The 14,435-nt window shown below is 71.8% G+C and carries 15 protein-coding genes and 1 pseudogene; 5 read left to right on the top strand and 11 right to left on the bottom strand.

What is annotated here, in order from left to right; all coding sequences use genetic code 11:
* Positions 1-2: 2 nt before the first annotated feature.
* Both ACZ7CD_RS06460 and ACZ7CD_RS06465 read right to left on the bottom strand, forming a co-directional pair.
* Positions 3-2,645, bottom strand: a complete 2,643-nt coding sequence (locus tag ACZ7CD_RS06460) for a SpoIIE family protein phosphatase (RefSeq protein WP_470378437.1) — start codon at positions 2,643-2,645, stop codon at positions 3-5.
* A gap of 219 nt (positions 2,646-2,864) precedes the next feature.
* Positions 2,865-3,413 (bottom strand): hypothetical protein, encoded by a 549-nt coding sequence (locus ACZ7CD_RS06465; protein ID WP_458432590.1) that lies wholly within the window; start codon positions 3,411-3,413, stop codon positions 2,865-2,867.
* A gap of 115 nt (positions 3,414-3,528) precedes the next feature.
* Between ACZ7CD_RS06465 and ACZ7CD_RS06470 the strand changes: the two genes are divergently transcribed.
* On the top strand, positions 3,529-4,089 hold the full coding sequence (locus tag ACZ7CD_RS06470) for a TetR/AcrR family transcriptional regulator (protein WP_360384970.1): 561 nt from the start codon (positions 3,529-3,531) through the stop codon (positions 4,087-4,089).
* Here the strand turns inward: ACZ7CD_RS06470 and ACZ7CD_RS06475 are convergent.
* Entirely contained in the window at positions 4,079-4,501 is a 423-nt protein-coding gene (locus ACZ7CD_RS06475; protein WP_458432589.1) for a MarR family winged helix-turn-helix transcriptional regulator, read from the bottom strand. The two genes, ACZ7CD_RS06470 and ACZ7CD_RS06475, sit on opposite strands and share 11 nt — an antisense overlap.
* Before the next feature lie 52 nt (positions 4,502-4,553).
* Here ACZ7CD_RS06475 and ACZ7CD_RS06480 point away from each other — a divergent pair, with 52 nt between their 5' ends.
* Positions 4,554-5,129, top strand: coding sequence for a TIGR03086 family metal-binding protein (locus ACZ7CD_RS06480; protein WP_470374151.1), 576 nt, complete (start codon positions 4,554-4,556; stop codon positions 5,127-5,129).
* 11 nt (positions 5,130-5,140) lie between these two features.
* Here the strand turns inward: ACZ7CD_RS06480 and ACZ7CD_RS06485 are convergent, their stop codons facing one another.
* Both ACZ7CD_RS06485 and ACZ7CD_RS06490 read right to left on the bottom strand, forming a co-directional pair.
* Entirely contained in the window at positions 5,141-5,851 is a 711-nt protein-coding gene (locus tag ACZ7CD_RS06485; RefSeq protein ID WP_470378438.1) for a uridine kinase family protein, read from the bottom strand.
* Complete coding sequence (locus ACZ7CD_RS06490) at positions 5,826-6,950, bottom strand: VanZ family protein (RefSeq protein ID WP_470378439.1); 1,125 nt, start codon at positions 6,948-6,950, stop codon at positions 5,826-5,828. Before ACZ7CD_RS06490 ends, ACZ7CD_RS06485 begins: the two co-directional genes overlap by 26 nt.
* A 202-nt stretch (positions 6,951-7,152) precedes the next feature.
* Here ACZ7CD_RS06490 and ACZ7CD_RS06495 point away from each other — a divergent pair.
* Positions 7,153-7,464 (top strand): annotated as a pseudogene (locus ACZ7CD_RS06495) (FHA domain-containing protein); the annotation flags it as partial.
* A 76-nt stretch (positions 7,465-7,540) separates the two neighbouring features.
* Here the strand turns inward: ACZ7CD_RS06495 and ACZ7CD_RS06500 are convergent.
* The 3 genes from ACZ7CD_RS06500 to ACZ7CD_RS06510 form a co-directional block, all read right to left on the bottom strand.
* Positions 7,541-7,924, bottom strand: coding sequence for an STAS domain-containing protein (locus ACZ7CD_RS06500; protein WP_360384292.1), 384 nt, complete (start codon positions 7,922-7,924; stop codon positions 7,541-7,543).
* Between the two features lie 169 nt (positions 7,925-8,093).
* The gene (locus ACZ7CD_RS06505; RefSeq protein WP_360384290.1) at positions 8,094-9,374 is read right to left on the bottom strand and encodes a cation:proton antiporter; all 1,281 of its coding nucleotides are present in this window, start codon (positions 9,372-9,374) and stop codon (positions 8,094-8,096) included.
* 135 nt (positions 9,375-9,509) lie between these two features.
* Positions 9,510-10,268 (bottom strand): SDR family NAD(P)-dependent oxidoreductase, encoded by a 759-nt coding sequence (locus ACZ7CD_RS06510; protein ID WP_360384288.1) that lies wholly within the window; start codon positions 10,266-10,268, stop codon positions 9,510-9,512.
* Between the two features lie 99 nt (positions 10,269-10,367).
* Between ACZ7CD_RS06510 and ACZ7CD_RS06515 the strand changes: the two genes are divergently transcribed.
* On the top strand, positions 10,368-10,976 hold the full coding sequence (locus ACZ7CD_RS06515; protein ID WP_360384286.1) for a TetR/AcrR family transcriptional regulator: 609 nt from the start codon (positions 10,368-10,370) through the stop codon (positions 10,974-10,976).
* 19 nt (positions 10,977-10,995) lie between these two features.
* Here the strand turns inward: ACZ7CD_RS06515 and ACZ7CD_RS06520 are convergent, their stop codons facing one another.
* Both ACZ7CD_RS06520 and ACZ7CD_RS06525 read right to left on the bottom strand, forming a co-directional pair.
* Positions 10,996-12,462, bottom strand: a complete 1,467-nt coding sequence (locus ACZ7CD_RS06520) for a catalase (RefSeq protein ID WP_360384284.1) — start codon at positions 12,460-12,462, stop codon at positions 10,996-10,998.
* Positions 12,463-12,480: 18 nt separating this feature from the next.
* Entirely contained in the window at positions 12,481-12,903 is a 423-nt protein-coding gene (locus ACZ7CD_RS06525) for a Fur family transcriptional regulator (protein WP_360384282.1), read from the bottom strand.
* 111 nt (positions 12,904-13,014) lie between these two features.
* Between ACZ7CD_RS06525 and ACZ7CD_RS06530 the strand changes: the two genes are divergently transcribed.
* Positions 13,015-13,692, top strand: coding sequence for an MOSC domain-containing protein (locus ACZ7CD_RS06530; RefSeq protein WP_470378440.1), 678 nt, complete (start codon positions 13,015-13,017; stop codon positions 13,690-13,692).
* Positions 13,693-13,715: 23 nt separating this feature from the next.
* On the opposite strand, the gene ACZ7CD_RS06535 is transcribed toward ACZ7CD_RS06530, so the two are convergent.
* On the bottom strand, positions 13,716-14,363 hold the full coding sequence (locus ACZ7CD_RS06535; RefSeq protein WP_470378441.1) for a MarR family winged helix-turn-helix transcriptional regulator: 648 nt from the start codon (positions 14,361-14,363) through the stop codon (positions 13,716-13,718).
* Positions 14,364-14,435 lie beyond the last annotated feature (72 nt).

The following is a 14,435-nucleotide window of genomic DNA, read 5'->3' on the forward strand; positions in this document are numbered from 1 at the left end:
GGTCAGGGCCGGGTGCCGTGCTCCAGCCCGGACAGGTGCAGGATGCGGGCCGGTGCGCTGCCGGCCGCCGCCAGCAGGGTCAGCGCCCGCCCGTGCGCGGCCGCGGATGCCTTGGCGTGCAACAACAACGCGATGCCCGAGCTGCTGAGGTAGTCGAGGTCGGTGAGGTCGACCTGGACCGGCCGGTCGTCCGCGGCGCCGACCCGCGCGAGCAGCGGGGTGCGCAGGTCCTCGACCGTGGCGATGTCGAGGTCACCGGTCAGCGCGATCCGCTGCACGTCGCCGTCCGCGTGCTCGGTCAGCCCGGTCACGGCCGGGGGCGGTGCGTGGTGCGGTCTCGCGCCGGGCTTCACGTCCGGTGTGGACTCCAGCGGCACGAGCGGCACGTGGAAGCGGATGGTCGTGCCCTCCTCTCCGGCGGAGAGGTCGACGGTGTCGCTGAGCTTGCGGATCATGTCGAGGCCGCGGCCCCGGTGGCCGCGGTCGGCCGGCTGCGGGCGCCAGCGGCCCCGGTCGGTCACCGTCACCCGCACGCCGCGGCCGGTGGACTCCAGCCGGGTCTCGAACGTGCCGCCGCCCTCGGGGTAGGCGTGGTCGACGACGTTCGCCGCGGCCTCGCCGATCGCGAGCTCCAGGTCGTAGACGGAGTCCTCGGACAGCCCGACGACCTCGGCCCACCTCGTGGCGGTGTGCCGCAGACCGGCCAGCTCCGCCGGCACCGCGGGCACGGTGAGCCGCAGCGGTGCGGGCAGGTGCCGTGCGACGACGAGCGCCACGTCGTCGTCCTGGCCCTTGGCGAGCAGTGCGTCGATGATCAGCTGGACCAGCGCGTCCGGTGCGAGGTCCGCCGCCGTCTCGGTGGCCGAGACGAGCCGGTGGACGCCCTCGTCGAGCACCTCGTCACGGCGTTCGACCAGCCCGTCGGTGTACAGCACGACCGAGGCGCCCGGTGGCAGCGGAGCCGAGTGCTGCGGGACGGGGCTGGTCCCGGCGCCCAGCACCGCACCGACCCCGTCCGTCAGAGGCCGGGCGCCGGAGCGGTCGACCACCACGGGCGGCGGGTGGCCCGCCGAGGCCCAGCAGAGCTCGCCCGCCTGCCAGTCGAAGACGATGCACACGCACGTGCTGCCCGCCGCACCGTTGACGCGCGCCGCGAAGACGTCCAGGCGCCGCAACGACTCCGCGGGGGAGTGCCCGTCGAGCAGGAACCCGGTCAGCGCGCTGCGCAGCTGTCCCATGACCGCGGCGGCGGCCGGTCCCTTGCCCACGACGTCGCCGACGGTGAGCCCGACGCGCGACTCGCCGAGCGGCACGACCTCGTACCAGTCGCCGCCGATCTGCGAGTGCTGCGCGGCCGGCAGGTACCGCGCGGCCGTGGCGAGCCGGGGCAGCGCCGGCAGTTGCCGCGGCAGCAGGCTCTCCTGCAACGCCGCCGCGATCTCGTGCTCGCGGTGCAGCAGCAGCTCGCGCTCGGCCTCCGCGCGACGGCGTTCGGTGACGTCCCTGCCGATCGCCTGCAGCCCGGTCGGGGTGGCCTGGACGCTCAGCTCCAGCACGATCTCGGTGCCGTCGGCGTGCCGCAGGGTGACGACCTCGGACCCGGACAGGTCGGCGGGCAGGCCGTCGACGAGCAGGTCCGTGATCGGCGTGCCGAGCAGGTCCTCCGGCCGGTGGCCGAGCAGGTGCTCGGTCGCGGGGTTGGCCGACACGAACCGCATCTCCTGGTCCAGCAACCAGATCGCGTCCGTGGCCCGCTCCACGAGCTTGCGGTGCCGCCGTTCGCTGTCCCGCAACGCCCGGTCGGCGTGCACGCGCTGCATCGACTCCCAGCACCGGTTCACCACGACCGACACGAGGTCGATCTCGTCGCGCGTCCAATGCCGCACATGGGCCTGGTGCACCGCCATCGCCGCCACGAACCGTCCACCGCGCAACAACGGCAGGCAGATCACCGCACGTATGCCCGTGACGCGGTAAGCGGCAAGGTCGTCGCTCTCGATCCGTGTGTCGTTGAACGCGTCGTGCACGACCCACGGCTCACCCGCGCGCATGGCCGCTAACGCACCGGCGCCGAACCCACGCATGGCGAACCGCCCAGGCAACGGCGGCAACCCTGTGGCGTGGTCACCACTCATGACGAAGTGGTTCTCGTCAGCCTCTGCGCGCGCGTAGGCACACCGATCGACACTCATGTGCTCGCCGAGCATCCTGGTCGCCAACGCCATGAGCTCCTCGGCGTCGTCGAGCCGCTGCAACTCCCGGTCGAGGTCGTCGAGGAACCGCTGCCGCTCCGCCTCGGCCTGCCGCGCCGTGACGTCGACGAGCACCCCGCTGCGAACCGGCCCGCGCACCCGCGCCTGCTCCATGACCCACATGAACTCGCCCGCGGCCGTGCGCACCCGGTAGACCGTCTCGTAGTCGGTCTCCGCACCCCAGCGCCGCCGTTCGCTCTCCTCGCGGTCGTCGGGGTGCGTGACCTGCCCCCAGAACCCGGGGTCCTCGCGCCACCGCCGCGCCGGGTACCCGAGCAGCCGTTCGACGTTGCCGGACAAGAAGGTGACCGCGCGGCCACTCGCGTCGCCCTGCCACACGACCACCGGCAGGTCGTCCACCAGCGCGGAGAGCCCGAGCTCCCGATCACTCATCTTGCACAGCCTCCACAGGCGCGGTCCTGACGCCCGCCCACCGCATCGTACGGCGCCCGCCTGGCCGACGAAGGTCGCGAAGCTCGCGATGGCTTCAGTGTCGGTCAAAATCCAGCTGCCGGGGTAGACGGGCGGGAACCGGAAGCCCGGTGGACGGACGAGCGGCGCCCGGAGCCGGCCGGGTGCCCGCCCCGGTCCGAGGCGGGCACCCGCTCCCGGTCAGCCGCGCGCCTTGCCCAGCCGCAGCGCCGACACCAGGTAGAAGATCCCGCCGATCCCCGCGTACCCCGCGAGGGTGGTCAACGTCGCCCCGTCGCTGCCGGCCTGGACGATGAACGACGTACCGGCGAGCGTGGAGATCGCACCGCTGAGAATCATCGGCCACTGCCCGCCGAGACCGCGGCGCACCACGGCGACGACGAGCTGGGTCACGCCGGACACGACGGCCCACGCGCCCCACACCGTCAGCACCGCCGGGATGCCGGAGGTCACCGCGACGACCAGCCCGGCCGCGGCGATCGTGCTGACGGCGATGTTCGCGTACAGGCCCCACGACGCGCGTCCGGTGCGGGACGTGCGGCTGTCCACCACGACCGCCGCCACGTCGAACAGCGGGTAGAGGACCAGCAGCGTGCCGCTGATCGGTCCGATCGTCGTGGCGGTGAGCATCAGCAGCACCGCCCACACCAGCGCGAAGCCGAAGCGGGCGAAGTACAGCGTGCGGAGTGCGGGGGCGAGGGTGGCCGGTGACGCGGTGCTGGTGCTCACGGGATCGTCCTTGAGGTAGGGAGAACGTTCTTTCTACTTTTTGAAGACTGGCAGGACCGGCACGCGGTTGTCAAGAACGAACGTTCTCTCTGTTAGCGTCGGGAGCATGACCCGCGTGTCTGATGCCCGCACCCGCCTGCTCGGGACCGCCGGCCGGCTGTTCTACGCCGAGGGGCTGCACTCGGTCGGCGTGGACCGCGTGCTGGCCGAGGCGAAGGTGACCCGCGCGACGATGTACCGGCACTTCGCCGGCAAGGACGACCTGCTGGTCGCTTACCTCGGTGAGGCGGACCGGGCGACGCGGCAGCAGCTCGAAGCCGGTGTGGCCGCTGCGGCCGACGACGTCGAGGCGGTGCGGGCGGTGGCGCGGGGGATTGCCGCGCACATCCGTTCCGAGGGGTTCCGCGGGTGTGCGTTCCTCAACGCCGCGGCCGAGTACCCCGACCCCGCGCACCCCGTGCACGTCGCGGTGCTGAACCACCGCCAGTGGTTCCACGACACCGTCGCGGAGCTGCTGTCCCGGGTCGGCGACTCGCCGGTCGAGCTCGACGCGCGGCACCTCGTCATGCTGCGCGACGGTGCGATGGCGGCGGGGTGCCTCACCGATCCCGGGCCGGTCGGGGAGACGTTCGTCGAGGCGGTCGAGGGAATCCTGCGGGCGCGGCTCAGCCGCTGACCTGTGCGGACAGCACGGCCAGTGCTCGGAGGAACGCCTCGCGGTCGGCGGGTGGGAGCTGGGCGAGCACGCGGTCCTCGTTGCGCTGGATGTCCGCCTGCACGGCGTGGTGCTTGCGGCGCCCCTCGTCGGTGATCGCGACGAAGCGTGCGCGCCGGTCTGCCGGGTCGCGAGTGCGTTCCAGCAGGCCTGCCGCCTCCAGGTCGTCCAGCACGGCGATGATGCGGCTCTTGTCCGCGCCGATGAACTCCGCCAGCGCGGCCTGCGTGCGCACCGCTTGGCCGTCGAGGGCGTCGAGCACGACGTAGCCCCACATGCTCAGCCCGTGCGCGCTCAGCACCGGCTGCTCGGCGGCGATCAGCGCGCGTTGCAGCGGGGCGATCATCGCCGCGAGGTCCCGCCGACCGGTCATGATCGACATCATAGCCTTGCGCATATGATAAGCGTCTGCATATCGTATGCGTGTGCTTACTGATTTGCTCGAACTCCACCGGACCGCCGTGCTGGACAGCGTCCGAACCGTCGACCAGGTCCGGGACGACGACCTGGAGCGGCCGACGCCGTGTGCCGGGTGGACGGTCGCCGACCTGCTCGCCCACATGACCGCGCAACACCGCGGGTTCGCCGCCGCCGCGCGAGGCGGGGGAGGGGACCGCACGGCGTGGGAGGCCCGCCTCGCGAGCCCGTCCGACCACGCCGCCGCCGCACGCGACCTCCTCGCCGCCTTCGCCGACCCGGTGGAGGAGTTCGAGCTGCCGGAGTTCGCCCCGGTGACGAGGTTTCCGGCCGTGCAGGCGATCGGGTTCCACCTGATCGACTACGTAGTGCACGGCTGGGACGTGGCGCGCTCGCTCGGGCTCGGCCACCGGCTCGCACCCGAACTGGCCGAACCCGCGCTGCGGATCGCGCTCGCCGTGCCGGACGGGGAGGGCCGGCTCCAGCCCGGTGCGGCCTTCGCGCCCGCGCTGGTCACCCGGGACACCGACCCGATGCGCCGCGTCCTCGCCCTGCTGGGCCGCTCGCCCGACTGGACGCCCTGATCAGGACGAGGTCAGGCGGCGACCACGATCTCGGTAGCGGGGTCGTGCGGCAGCTCCGGGGTCCCGTTCACGACGACCGCGGCCCTGAGCCAGGGCTGTTCGCGCTCCAGGAACGGCACTTCCTCGGCCAGCCACGCGGCAACGTGCCGCTGCTGCTCGGGCGAGTCGCCGTCGCGCGCCACGAGGCGGCGTTCCTGCTCGTCGAGGTCGCCCTGCACCCAGACCGAGGCGTCGAGCCACGGCCCGAGCTCCGCCCGGACGACGCCCGTGCCCTCCACCCACACCACGTCGGCCCCGGCGGGGACCACGACCGCGCCCGGCCGGTCGTGCGCGACCCATGCCGGTGGGCGGAACTCCACCGCCTCGCCGCGGTGCAGGGGCCGCAGGACGTTCTCGGTCAACAGTCCGGCCCAGTCGAAGTACGCCTGGTTCCAGGCGATGTCGTCGGTGTGCACCACCCACGACCGCGGCACGGCGTGGTGCAGCCGCTCGGCCAGGGCGGACTTCCCGGCGCCACCGCGGCCGTCGATGCCGACGATCACGGGCCGCGGGACGAGGCCGGGCTGGTGAGCGCCGGAGGGGCCGCCAGCGGTCGGTCGCACACCGACCTCCACCGCCGACCCGCCGCCTCCAACCCCGACCAGTCGCCGGACCACCTCACCGAGCGGCACGACCCGCCAGCCGGCCGCCTCCACCTCACCCGGCCGCAGGCGCATCCTCACGCTCCCGTTCCACCGGGACCTCCACGCGGTCCGAATCCCGCACGCCCCGCGTGCGCGCCGCGTGCTCGTGCCAGCCGCGCTGGTCGCGGCGGAACACCGGGAACACGAACGTCCCGACGACCACCAGCGCCACCACGACCAGGTCGAACCGGCCGGCACCGAGCCACGGCGACACCACGGTCGCGTAGGTCACGAGACCGGTCACGCCGAGCAGTTCGCGGATGGCGATCTGCAGCGGGTTCGCGCGGGTGCCGTCCTCGCGGCGGGTGCGGTAGCGCAGCAGCCAGCTGCCGGGGGTGGCACCGCCGGTCGCCGCCGGCAGCACGACGCGCAGGGCCACCAGGGCCAGCACCGCCCAGCGCGGGTCCGGGAGCACGAGCTTCGCGAGCAGCAGCACCGGGAGCAGGTCGACGGCAAGCGCCAGCAGCCGGCGCGGGACGGTCACCGTGCCGGTGGGGGCCGCGGAGTCCTCCGAACCGGGCACCGTCGGTACCACCAGTGCGACGGGGGCGAGCATCCAGCCCACCAGCGCACCGGCCGTGTTCGAGATCAGGTCGTCCACGTCGGAGATGCGGTACGGGCAGGGGTAGTAGCCGAAGTTGCCCGTGTACTGCACGACCTCGACGGCCAGCGAGATGCCCATGCCGATCGCGATCACGGCCAGCGGGCCCCTGCGGTACGCCTTGCGCAGCACCACGCCCAGCGGCACGAACAGCGCGACGTTGAACATCTGCTGCATGAACGCCTGCGACGTCACCATCGCGACGATGCCGGAGCGCCCGTTGGCCGACAGGTTGTTGTTCATGTCGGTGACCCACTGGAACGGCACCAGCGAGAGCATCTGCTCGCCCTGGCAGACCTCCACGCGGTTCGCGGGGAACGGCAGGAAGATCAGCGCCAGAGCGACGAGACCGTAGGCCAGCAGGCCGTAGAGCACGAACGCACGGCGCGGCTCCACACGCCCGAAACGCAGGTAGTGCAACAAAACCAGGGGAGCGAGCACCAGCAGGCCGACGCCCACGAACGCGGTGAACCCCGTTCGAGCGGTCTCCCAGTACGACGCCATCATGTTCTTCACCGCTCCGGGATCGATCCGCACACAGGTGCTCTCCAGTGCCCGGTGGCGTCACCCGTTCAAACCCCGGTTCGGGAAGATCCATCAGACGGCCCAGCGCCCTGCCGCCGATCAGTCCCCGACGGTCCAGGGGCGCGCTCATGTGCCGCCGGAGCCCACTACACTCGGCACTCGGGCACGGGGAGTGCCGGCTCAGCGAAGAGCGAAGGGAACGGCGGGTTCCGGCATGATCGGCGAACTCGTGCAGGCGAGCACACCGGTGCTGACGACCGCAGCGTTGACGACCACCGGGCAGCACCCGGTCACCGTCCCGCTGACCGAGCGGGGCCTGCTCATCGGACGCGGACCCCACTGCGACATCGTCCTCGACGACATGACCGTCTCACGGCGGCACGCGCAGGTGCGGTGGGAGGACGGCGTGGTCGTCCTCGAAGACCTGGGCTCGCTCAACGGCACCTACGTCAACCGCAGCCCCGTGCACGAGGCCGTGCTGCGGGACGGCGACTCCATCTGGATCGGCGAGCACCGGCTCGCGTTCAGCGCGGCGGCCGAGCGGCCCGCGGGTGGCTGCACCGTCCACTCCGGACCGCAGGCCGGGCGTGCCGCCGACCGGGTCACCCGGCCGACCTGGCGCTCCGGCCAGCGGAAAGGGCTTGCTCCACGTCCGGGTACAGCGCCAGCAGCTGATCCACTCCGGATGCCGTGATGGGCCGCAGCACGATCCGGTGAGCGGCGGCGACCCGCAGGGGAACGCCCGCGGCCCGCGCGGCGCGGTGCTGGACCACGAGCTCGTTGATGCCGGCCGAGCCGAAGAACGTGACCCGGCTCAGGTCGACCACGACCGGGAACGGTGCCGTCGCCATCGCGAGGGCGATCTGGAGCTCGTTGTGCAGTGTCTCGACTGTGTCCTGGTCCAGGTCCCCGTCGGCGCGTACGACGATCGCGAGCCCGTTGACCTCTCTTTGCACGTGCAGCGGGCAATGGAAAGTGTTCGCCATGGCAGAGCCTCCTCGCCGTGGAGCGACCTCCTGCTGGAGGAAGGACGCAGCTGCAGGCTCAACCGCTTCCTTGGACTGTAGTCCTCGTTTCAGGTTTTTCGCACGGCGAAAGTTCCTGATCACAATGTGGGAGCACCGGGAATGCCTGCCGTGGACGGTCGGCGCGGGCTCAGACCGGGGTCGTGGCCGCTGCCGCGCCGCCCTTCTGCTGCCGCCTGCGGTCCAGCAGCCACATCACCGGCGACGCCGACAGCCCGTGCACGAGAACGGAACCGATGACCACCAGCCCGGCGATTCGCCAGATCGTGTCGTGCCCGGTGAAGTTCCCCTCCTGCAAGGCGTAGGTGATGTAGAACAGCGAGCCGACACCGCGCACGCCGAAGAACGCGATGACGGTCCGCTCGCGCGAACCCGTCTTGCCGCCGAGCAGGCCGATCCACCCCGCCAGCGGCCTGACCAGCACCAGGGTCACCGCGGCGACCGCGATCTCGCGCCAGTCGAGGCCCGCGAGCAGCCCGCTGACCGCGGCACCGCCGAGCAGGAAGACGATCACGACCGTCAGCATCCGCTCGGCCTGCTCGACGTAGCGGTGCAGCACCTGGTGGTAGCCGTGGTGGCGTTCCGCGGCCCTGATCGTGCAGGCGCACACGAAGACCGCGACGAACCCGTAACCCTCGGCCAGCTCGGTGACGCCGTAGGCGAGGAACGTGGCGGCGAGCGCCACGAACCCCTCCGCGTGCTCGGCGAGGCGCAGCTTCTCCGACGGCACCGAGAAGAACAGCTTGCCCAGCAACCAGCCCACGGCGACGCCGACGGCCAAGCCGCACGCGAGCCGCCACAGCACGTCCACGGCGAGCCAGTGCCCCAGCCACGCCGAGGGCGCGGCACCCGCGATGCTGATCGCGACGGCGGCGTAGGTGAACGGGAACGCCAGACCGTCGTTGAGCCCCGCCTCCGAGGTGAGCGCGAACCGCGCCTCGTCCTCGCCGGTGTCGTCCTCCGGGTTCTCGGCCGGTTCCGCGACCTGCACCTCGCTGGCCAGCACCGGGTCGGTCGGCGCCAGCGCGGCCGCCAGCAGCACCGACGACGCGACACCCAGCCCGAGCGCACCCCAGCCGAGCAGCCCGACGGCGAGCATCGACAACGGCATCGTGATCGCGAGCAGCCGCCAGGTCGTCGCCCACCCGCGCAGGCTCACCGCCCGGTTGAGCGCGAGCCCCGCGCCCATCAACGAGATGATCACGCAGATCTCGGTGAGGTGCAGCAGCACCGTGGCGTGCTCGTCGGGATCGGGGTTCGGCAACGTGTCCACGACGGAGAACGTGAGCGCACCCGCCCCGAGGAACAGCATCGGCATCGAGACCGGTGCGCGGGCGAGCAACCGCGGCAGCAGCGCGGCGGCCAGTGTCGCGAGCCCCGCTCCGGTGTACAGCAGGGAGCTGGGTTCCACTGTGTGCCCTCCGATCGCCGAAAGGCTCGTCCTACCCGGTGGCCCCACCCGCAAACCCCGACGCGAATGAGGCATACCGCGCGTTTCGCGCTGCTCCGCCGATGAAAGACCTGGTCAGAGTCGTGCAGGAGCTCGTCAGGCGGCCAGTGCCGGCCCGAGCAGCAACCCGCCGTCGACGACGAACTCCGCACCGGTCGTGAACGACGCCTCGTCCGAGGTCAGGTGCAGCAGCACGGCGGTGATCTCCGCGGGCTCGGCCAGCCGCGGCACGGCGTAGCCGGCGGGGGAGAAGAGGTCGCCGATCGCGGGCTGACCGGGTGCGACGGGCTCGGTGATGAGCGGGGTGGCCACGACACCGGGGTGGATCGAGTTGACCCTGATCCGGTCGCGGCCCAGTTCCAATGCGGCGGTGCGGGTGAGACCGCGCAACGCCCACTTGCTGGCCGCGTACGGCGCGTAATAGGGCGATCCGACGTTGGCCATCGTCGAGGCGATGATGGCGATCGACCCGCCGCCCGCGCGCCGGATGGACGGCGCGACGTGCTTGACACCCAGGAACTGGCCGGTCAGGTTGACGTCGAGCGTGCGCTGCCAGACCGCGCGGTCGGTGTCCTCGACCAACGCCGCCGGGTGCTGCACCCCCGCGTTGCCGACCAGGACGTCGACCGGCCCGAACCGCTCCTCCGCCGCCCGCACCGCCGCCTGCCACGCCTGCTCGTCGGTGACGTCGAGGCGCACGGACAGGGCGCGCTCACCCAGTTCGGCCGCGAGCGCGTCGCCGTTGCGCGCGGCGACCACGACGTTCGCGCCCTCGGCGTGGTAGCCGAGCACGTGGCTGCGCCCCATCCCGCCGGTCGCCCCGGTGATGAACACGGTCTTGCCCTGGAAACGCATCGGTACCTCCGTTAATGGTGAGTCGAGTGACTCACCTCGGAACGGTAGGCTGCGGTCCGGTGGTGAGTCAAGTGACTCACCTCGTGGCACAATGGCGAGGTGTCGACCTACCACCAGCGGATGGCCGAGCAGAAGCGGGCGGCGATCGTCGACGCCGCCACCGCGCTGTTCCTGGAGTCCGGCTACGACAAGACCTCCCTGGCGCGCATCGCCGACGCGGCCGGGGTGTCGAAGGCGACGCTGTTCAAGCAGTTCCCGACCAAGGCCGAGCTCTTCGACGCGATCGTCACCGACTACTGGCGGAGCGACGACGGCGCGCTCACACCACCGCCCGGCGACCCGGGAGCCGGGCTGACCGCCCTGGGCAACCGGTACGTGGCGCTGCTGACCCGGCCGGGCATGGTCGCGCTCTTCCGGATCGTCATCGCGGAGGCGCCGCGGTTCCCCGAGCTCGGCCAGACCCAGTTCCGGCTGGGCAAGCAGCCGTTCTTCGACGCCGTGCGCGACTACCTGGCCGCCGAGTCCGGGGCGGGCACCCTCACCGTGCCCGACCCGGTCCTCGCCGCCACCCAGTTCCTCGGCATGATCTCGAACTTCGCCTTCTGGCCGCGCATGCTGCTGGTGAACTGGGCGCCGACCGCGAAGGCGATGGCGCACTCGGTGGACGAGGCGGTGCGGACGGTCCTCGCCCGCTACGCCCCGTCCTGACCGGGCCGCGCGGGGCGGTTCACAACGCGCCGATCGCCTCGCACGCCTTGCGCACGCCCTCGCCGTACGCGGGATCGGCCTGGCCGCAGTGGAAGACGTGCCGTTCGACGGTCTCCCTGCGCGCGCCCTTGATCGCCCGCGCGGTGTTGTCGAACAACCGCTGCTGCTCCTCGCCGGTCATCAGACGGAACAGGTCGCCGGGCTGCTCGAAGTAGTTGTCGTCGTCCGCGCGGAAGTCGAACCGGTCCGCGGTGGCGCCGACGGCCTGGGCCGGCTCGGCGTAGGCGGGCTGCTCGGACCAGCGGCCGTGGTTGTTCGGCTGGATGCCGGGCACGCCGCCCTGGTTGCCGTCGACCCGCATGGCGCCGTCGCGGTGGTAGGTGTTCACGAGCCGCGCGCCGTTGGGGTGGTTGACCGGGATCTGGTGGTGGTTCACGCCGAGCCGGTACCGCGCCGCGTCGCCGTAGGAGAACAGCCTGCCCTGCAACATCCTGTCCGGGCTCAGCGAGATGCCGGGCACGACGTTCGCCGGGGTGAACGCGACCTGCTCGACGTCGGCGAAGTAGTTGTCCGGGTTGCGGTCCAGGCGCAGCTCGCCCGCCTCGATGAGCGGGTAGTCCTTCTTGCTCCACACCTTGGTGAGGTCGAAGGGGTGGAAGCGGTAGCTCGCGGCGTCGGCCTCCGGCATCACCTGGAGGTAGAGCGTCCAGGCCGGGTGCTCGCCCCGTTCGATGGCGTCGTACAGGTCGCGCTGGTGCGACTCGCGGTCCCGGCCGATCAGCTCACCGGCCTGCTGGTCGGTCAGGTTCTCGATGCCCTGCCGGGTGCGGAAGTGGAACTTGACCCAGTGCCGCACGCCGTCGGCGTTGACCATGCTGTAGGTGTGCGAGCCGAAACCGTGCATGTGCCGGTAGGAACGCGGGATGCCGCGGTCGCTCATCACGATCGTCACCTGGTGCAGCGCCTCGGGCAGGTTCGTCCAGAAGCCCCAGTTGTTCTCGGGGTCGCGCAGGTTGGTCCGCGGGTCCCGCTTCACGGCGCGCGCCAGGTCGGGGAACTTGAGCGGGTCGCGGAAGAAGAACACCGGCGTGTTGTTGCCCACCACGTCCCAGTTGCCCTCCGCGGTGTAGAAGCGGGTGGCGAAGCCGCGGATGTCGCGTTCGGCGTCGGCAGCGCCGCGTTCGCCCGCCACCGTGGAGAACCGCAGGAACGTCTCACACCGGTTGCCGACCGCGCTGAACAACGCGGCGCTGGTGTAGGCGGTCAGGTCGGCGGTGACGGTGAACGTGCCGAACGCGCCGGAGCCCTTCGCGTGCATCCGCCGCTCCGGGATCACCTCGCGGTCGAAGTGCGCGAGCTTCTCCAGCAGCCACAGGTCCTGCAGCAGCACCGGGCCGCGCGGACCCGCGGTGAGGCTGTTCTGGTTGTCGGCGACCGGTGCGCCGGCGGCGGTGGTCAGCGGGTCGGTGTTGTCCTCGAACGCCATCAGGGAAACCTTCTCGGGTCAGGGGTTCTGGGCTGCGAGGTGGCACGGGGAGCACAGCCCCCGGTGCACGACCTCGGTCTCGTCGACGCGGAAACCGTGCGTCTGCGGGAACTGCGGTGGAGCCGGGTGCTCGCCGCGCTCGACGTCGGCCACCGCGCCGCAACCGCGGCACACCAGGTGGTCGTGGTCGTGACCGCGCAGCTCGAAGCGGGCCGGCACGCCGGTGTCCAGCCGGCGCACCAACCGTGCGTCGGTCAACGCCGTGAGCACGTCGTAGAGCGCTTGGGTGGACACCGATCCGATGTCCGCGCGGACGGCCCGGCCCAGCTGCTCGACGTCGGCGTGCGGATGGCTGCCGAGCGCGGACAGCACGGCGAGCCGTTGTTTCGTGACCCTCAACGAGGCTCCGCGCAACGCGGCGACCAGGTCGTCAGCGGTCAAGGCGGGCTCCTCATCGACAACGAATAGTTAGGACTCCTAGCAAGATTGTGGCATGCTCGGCCCGCTTCGATCAACCAGTCCGGATCAGTTCAAGAAAACGGGGGAGACCCGATGAGCGACGCTCACGTGGTGGTCGTGTCCACCGGAGTCGTGCGGGAGCTGCCGTGGCGGGGGCGTGCGGTGACCACCGCCATCGCGAAAACGCCCACGCCCCACCGGGTGGAGGTCGGCCGCCTCGGTCTGGAGGGGGACGAGCAGGGGGACGTGGAGAACCACGGCGGGCCGAACAAGGCGGTCCTGCTGTACTCCGCCGAGCACTACACCACCTGGAGCGAGGAGATCGGTGAGCTCGCGATGCCCGCGTTCGGTGAGAACCTCACGACGTCGGGACTGCTGGAGAGCGACGCGGTGATCGGTGCGGTGTACTCCGTCGGATCGGTGCTGCTGCAGGTGTCCCAGCCCCGGCGGCCCTGCTTCAAGCTCGCCGCCCGGCACGGGGTGGACGACCTGGCAGTGCGCGCGCAACGCAGTGGCCGCACCGGTTTCTACTGCCGGGTGCTCCAGCCGGGACACCTCGTGCACGGCGACCGGCTGATCCCGGTGAGCACGCCGATGCACGGCATCACCGCCGCGGAGGTGCACCGCGTCGTCAACCTCGACCGCGGTGACCGGGAGGGTGCCCGGCACCTGCTCCGGCACGCCGGGGTGCTGCCCGAGTCGTGGGCGGGGATGCTGCGGCGGCGGCTCGACGGGCGGCTCGACTCGCAGTCCGAACGCCTGCACGGCTGAGCCGACCGGCTCGGACCGCAGGCTCAGGGTGCGGTGGTGCGCTGCCTGCGCCGGACCGCCGGCGTCTTGGCCGGTTCCGCCTCGTACTCCGGGCAGTCCGTGCGCAACCCGGCCAGTGGCAACGGCATGCGCAGCAGGTGGCAGTGGTGCGGCGCGTCCGGCTCGGGGTGCTCGTTCGGCCCGAAGAAACGGCATGTCGTGCATGTGCGCGACACGGTCACCACGCCCGTGCGCTGCAGGTCCGCGATCACCCGCAGCAACGTGTGCAGCGTGGTCGCGCGGTCCGCGTCGGGCAGTGCGCCGAGCGCGGCCGTCAGCGGGTCGTCCCAAGAGGACAGTCGACGCGCGACCTCCTCGCCGCCGGGGGTCAGCGCCAGCGACCGCCTGCGCCCGTCCGTGCCGGGGGAGCGGGTCACGAGCTCCTTGCGCTCCAACGCGGCCACCGCGTCGGACATCGTCGGCGTGGTGACGTCGAACTCCTGCGCCAGTGCGGCCACCTCGCGCCGTGCCTGCGGTTGCTGCGCCAGTGCCAGCACCGCCTGCTGCTGCAACGGCGTCAGCCCGTGCTCCCGCGCGGTGCGCTGGGCCAGCGACCGCATGCCGTGCCCGATCCGCTCGATGGCGTCGGCGAGCCGCCGGTCGAGGCCGGCCGTGCCGTCGGTGTCAGTCATGCGATCCGCCCTGTGACTAGTGCTTTCCCGGCGATCGTACGCACCGGGCGCAAATCGCCCCGGCTGAGACGT

Source organism: Lentzea sp. NPDC036949, assembly GCF_055608075.1.

Coding starts and splice junctions, on each gene's coding strand:
- ACZ7CD_RS06535 (WP_470378441.1), bottom strand. CDS start 14,363: ATGACTGACACCGACGGCACGGCCGGCCTCGACCGGCGGCTCGCCGAC.
- ACZ7CD_RS06510 (WP_360384288.1), bottom strand. CDS start 10,268: ATGCGTTTCCAGGGCAAGACCGTGTTCATCACCGGGGCGACCGGCGGG.
- ACZ7CD_RS06475 (WP_458432589.1), bottom strand. CDS start 4,501: ATGACCGGTCGGCGGGACCTCGCGGCGATGATCGCCCCGCTGCAACGC.
- ACZ7CD_RS06530 (WP_470378440.1), top strand. CDS start 13,015: ATGAGCGACGCTCACGTGGTGGTCGTGTCCACCGGAGTCGTGCGGGAG.
- ACZ7CD_RS06520 (WP_360384284.1), bottom strand. CDS start 12,462: ATGGCGTTCGAGGACAACACCGACCCGCTGACCACCGCCGCCGGCGCA.
- ACZ7CD_RS06460 (WP_470378437.1), bottom strand. CDS start 2,645: ATGAGTGATCGGGAGCTCGGGCTCTCCGCGCTGGTGGACGACCTGCCG.
- ACZ7CD_RS06500 (WP_360384292.1), bottom strand. CDS start 7,924: ATGGCGAACACTTTCCATTGCCCGCTGCACGTGCAAAGAGAGGTCAAC.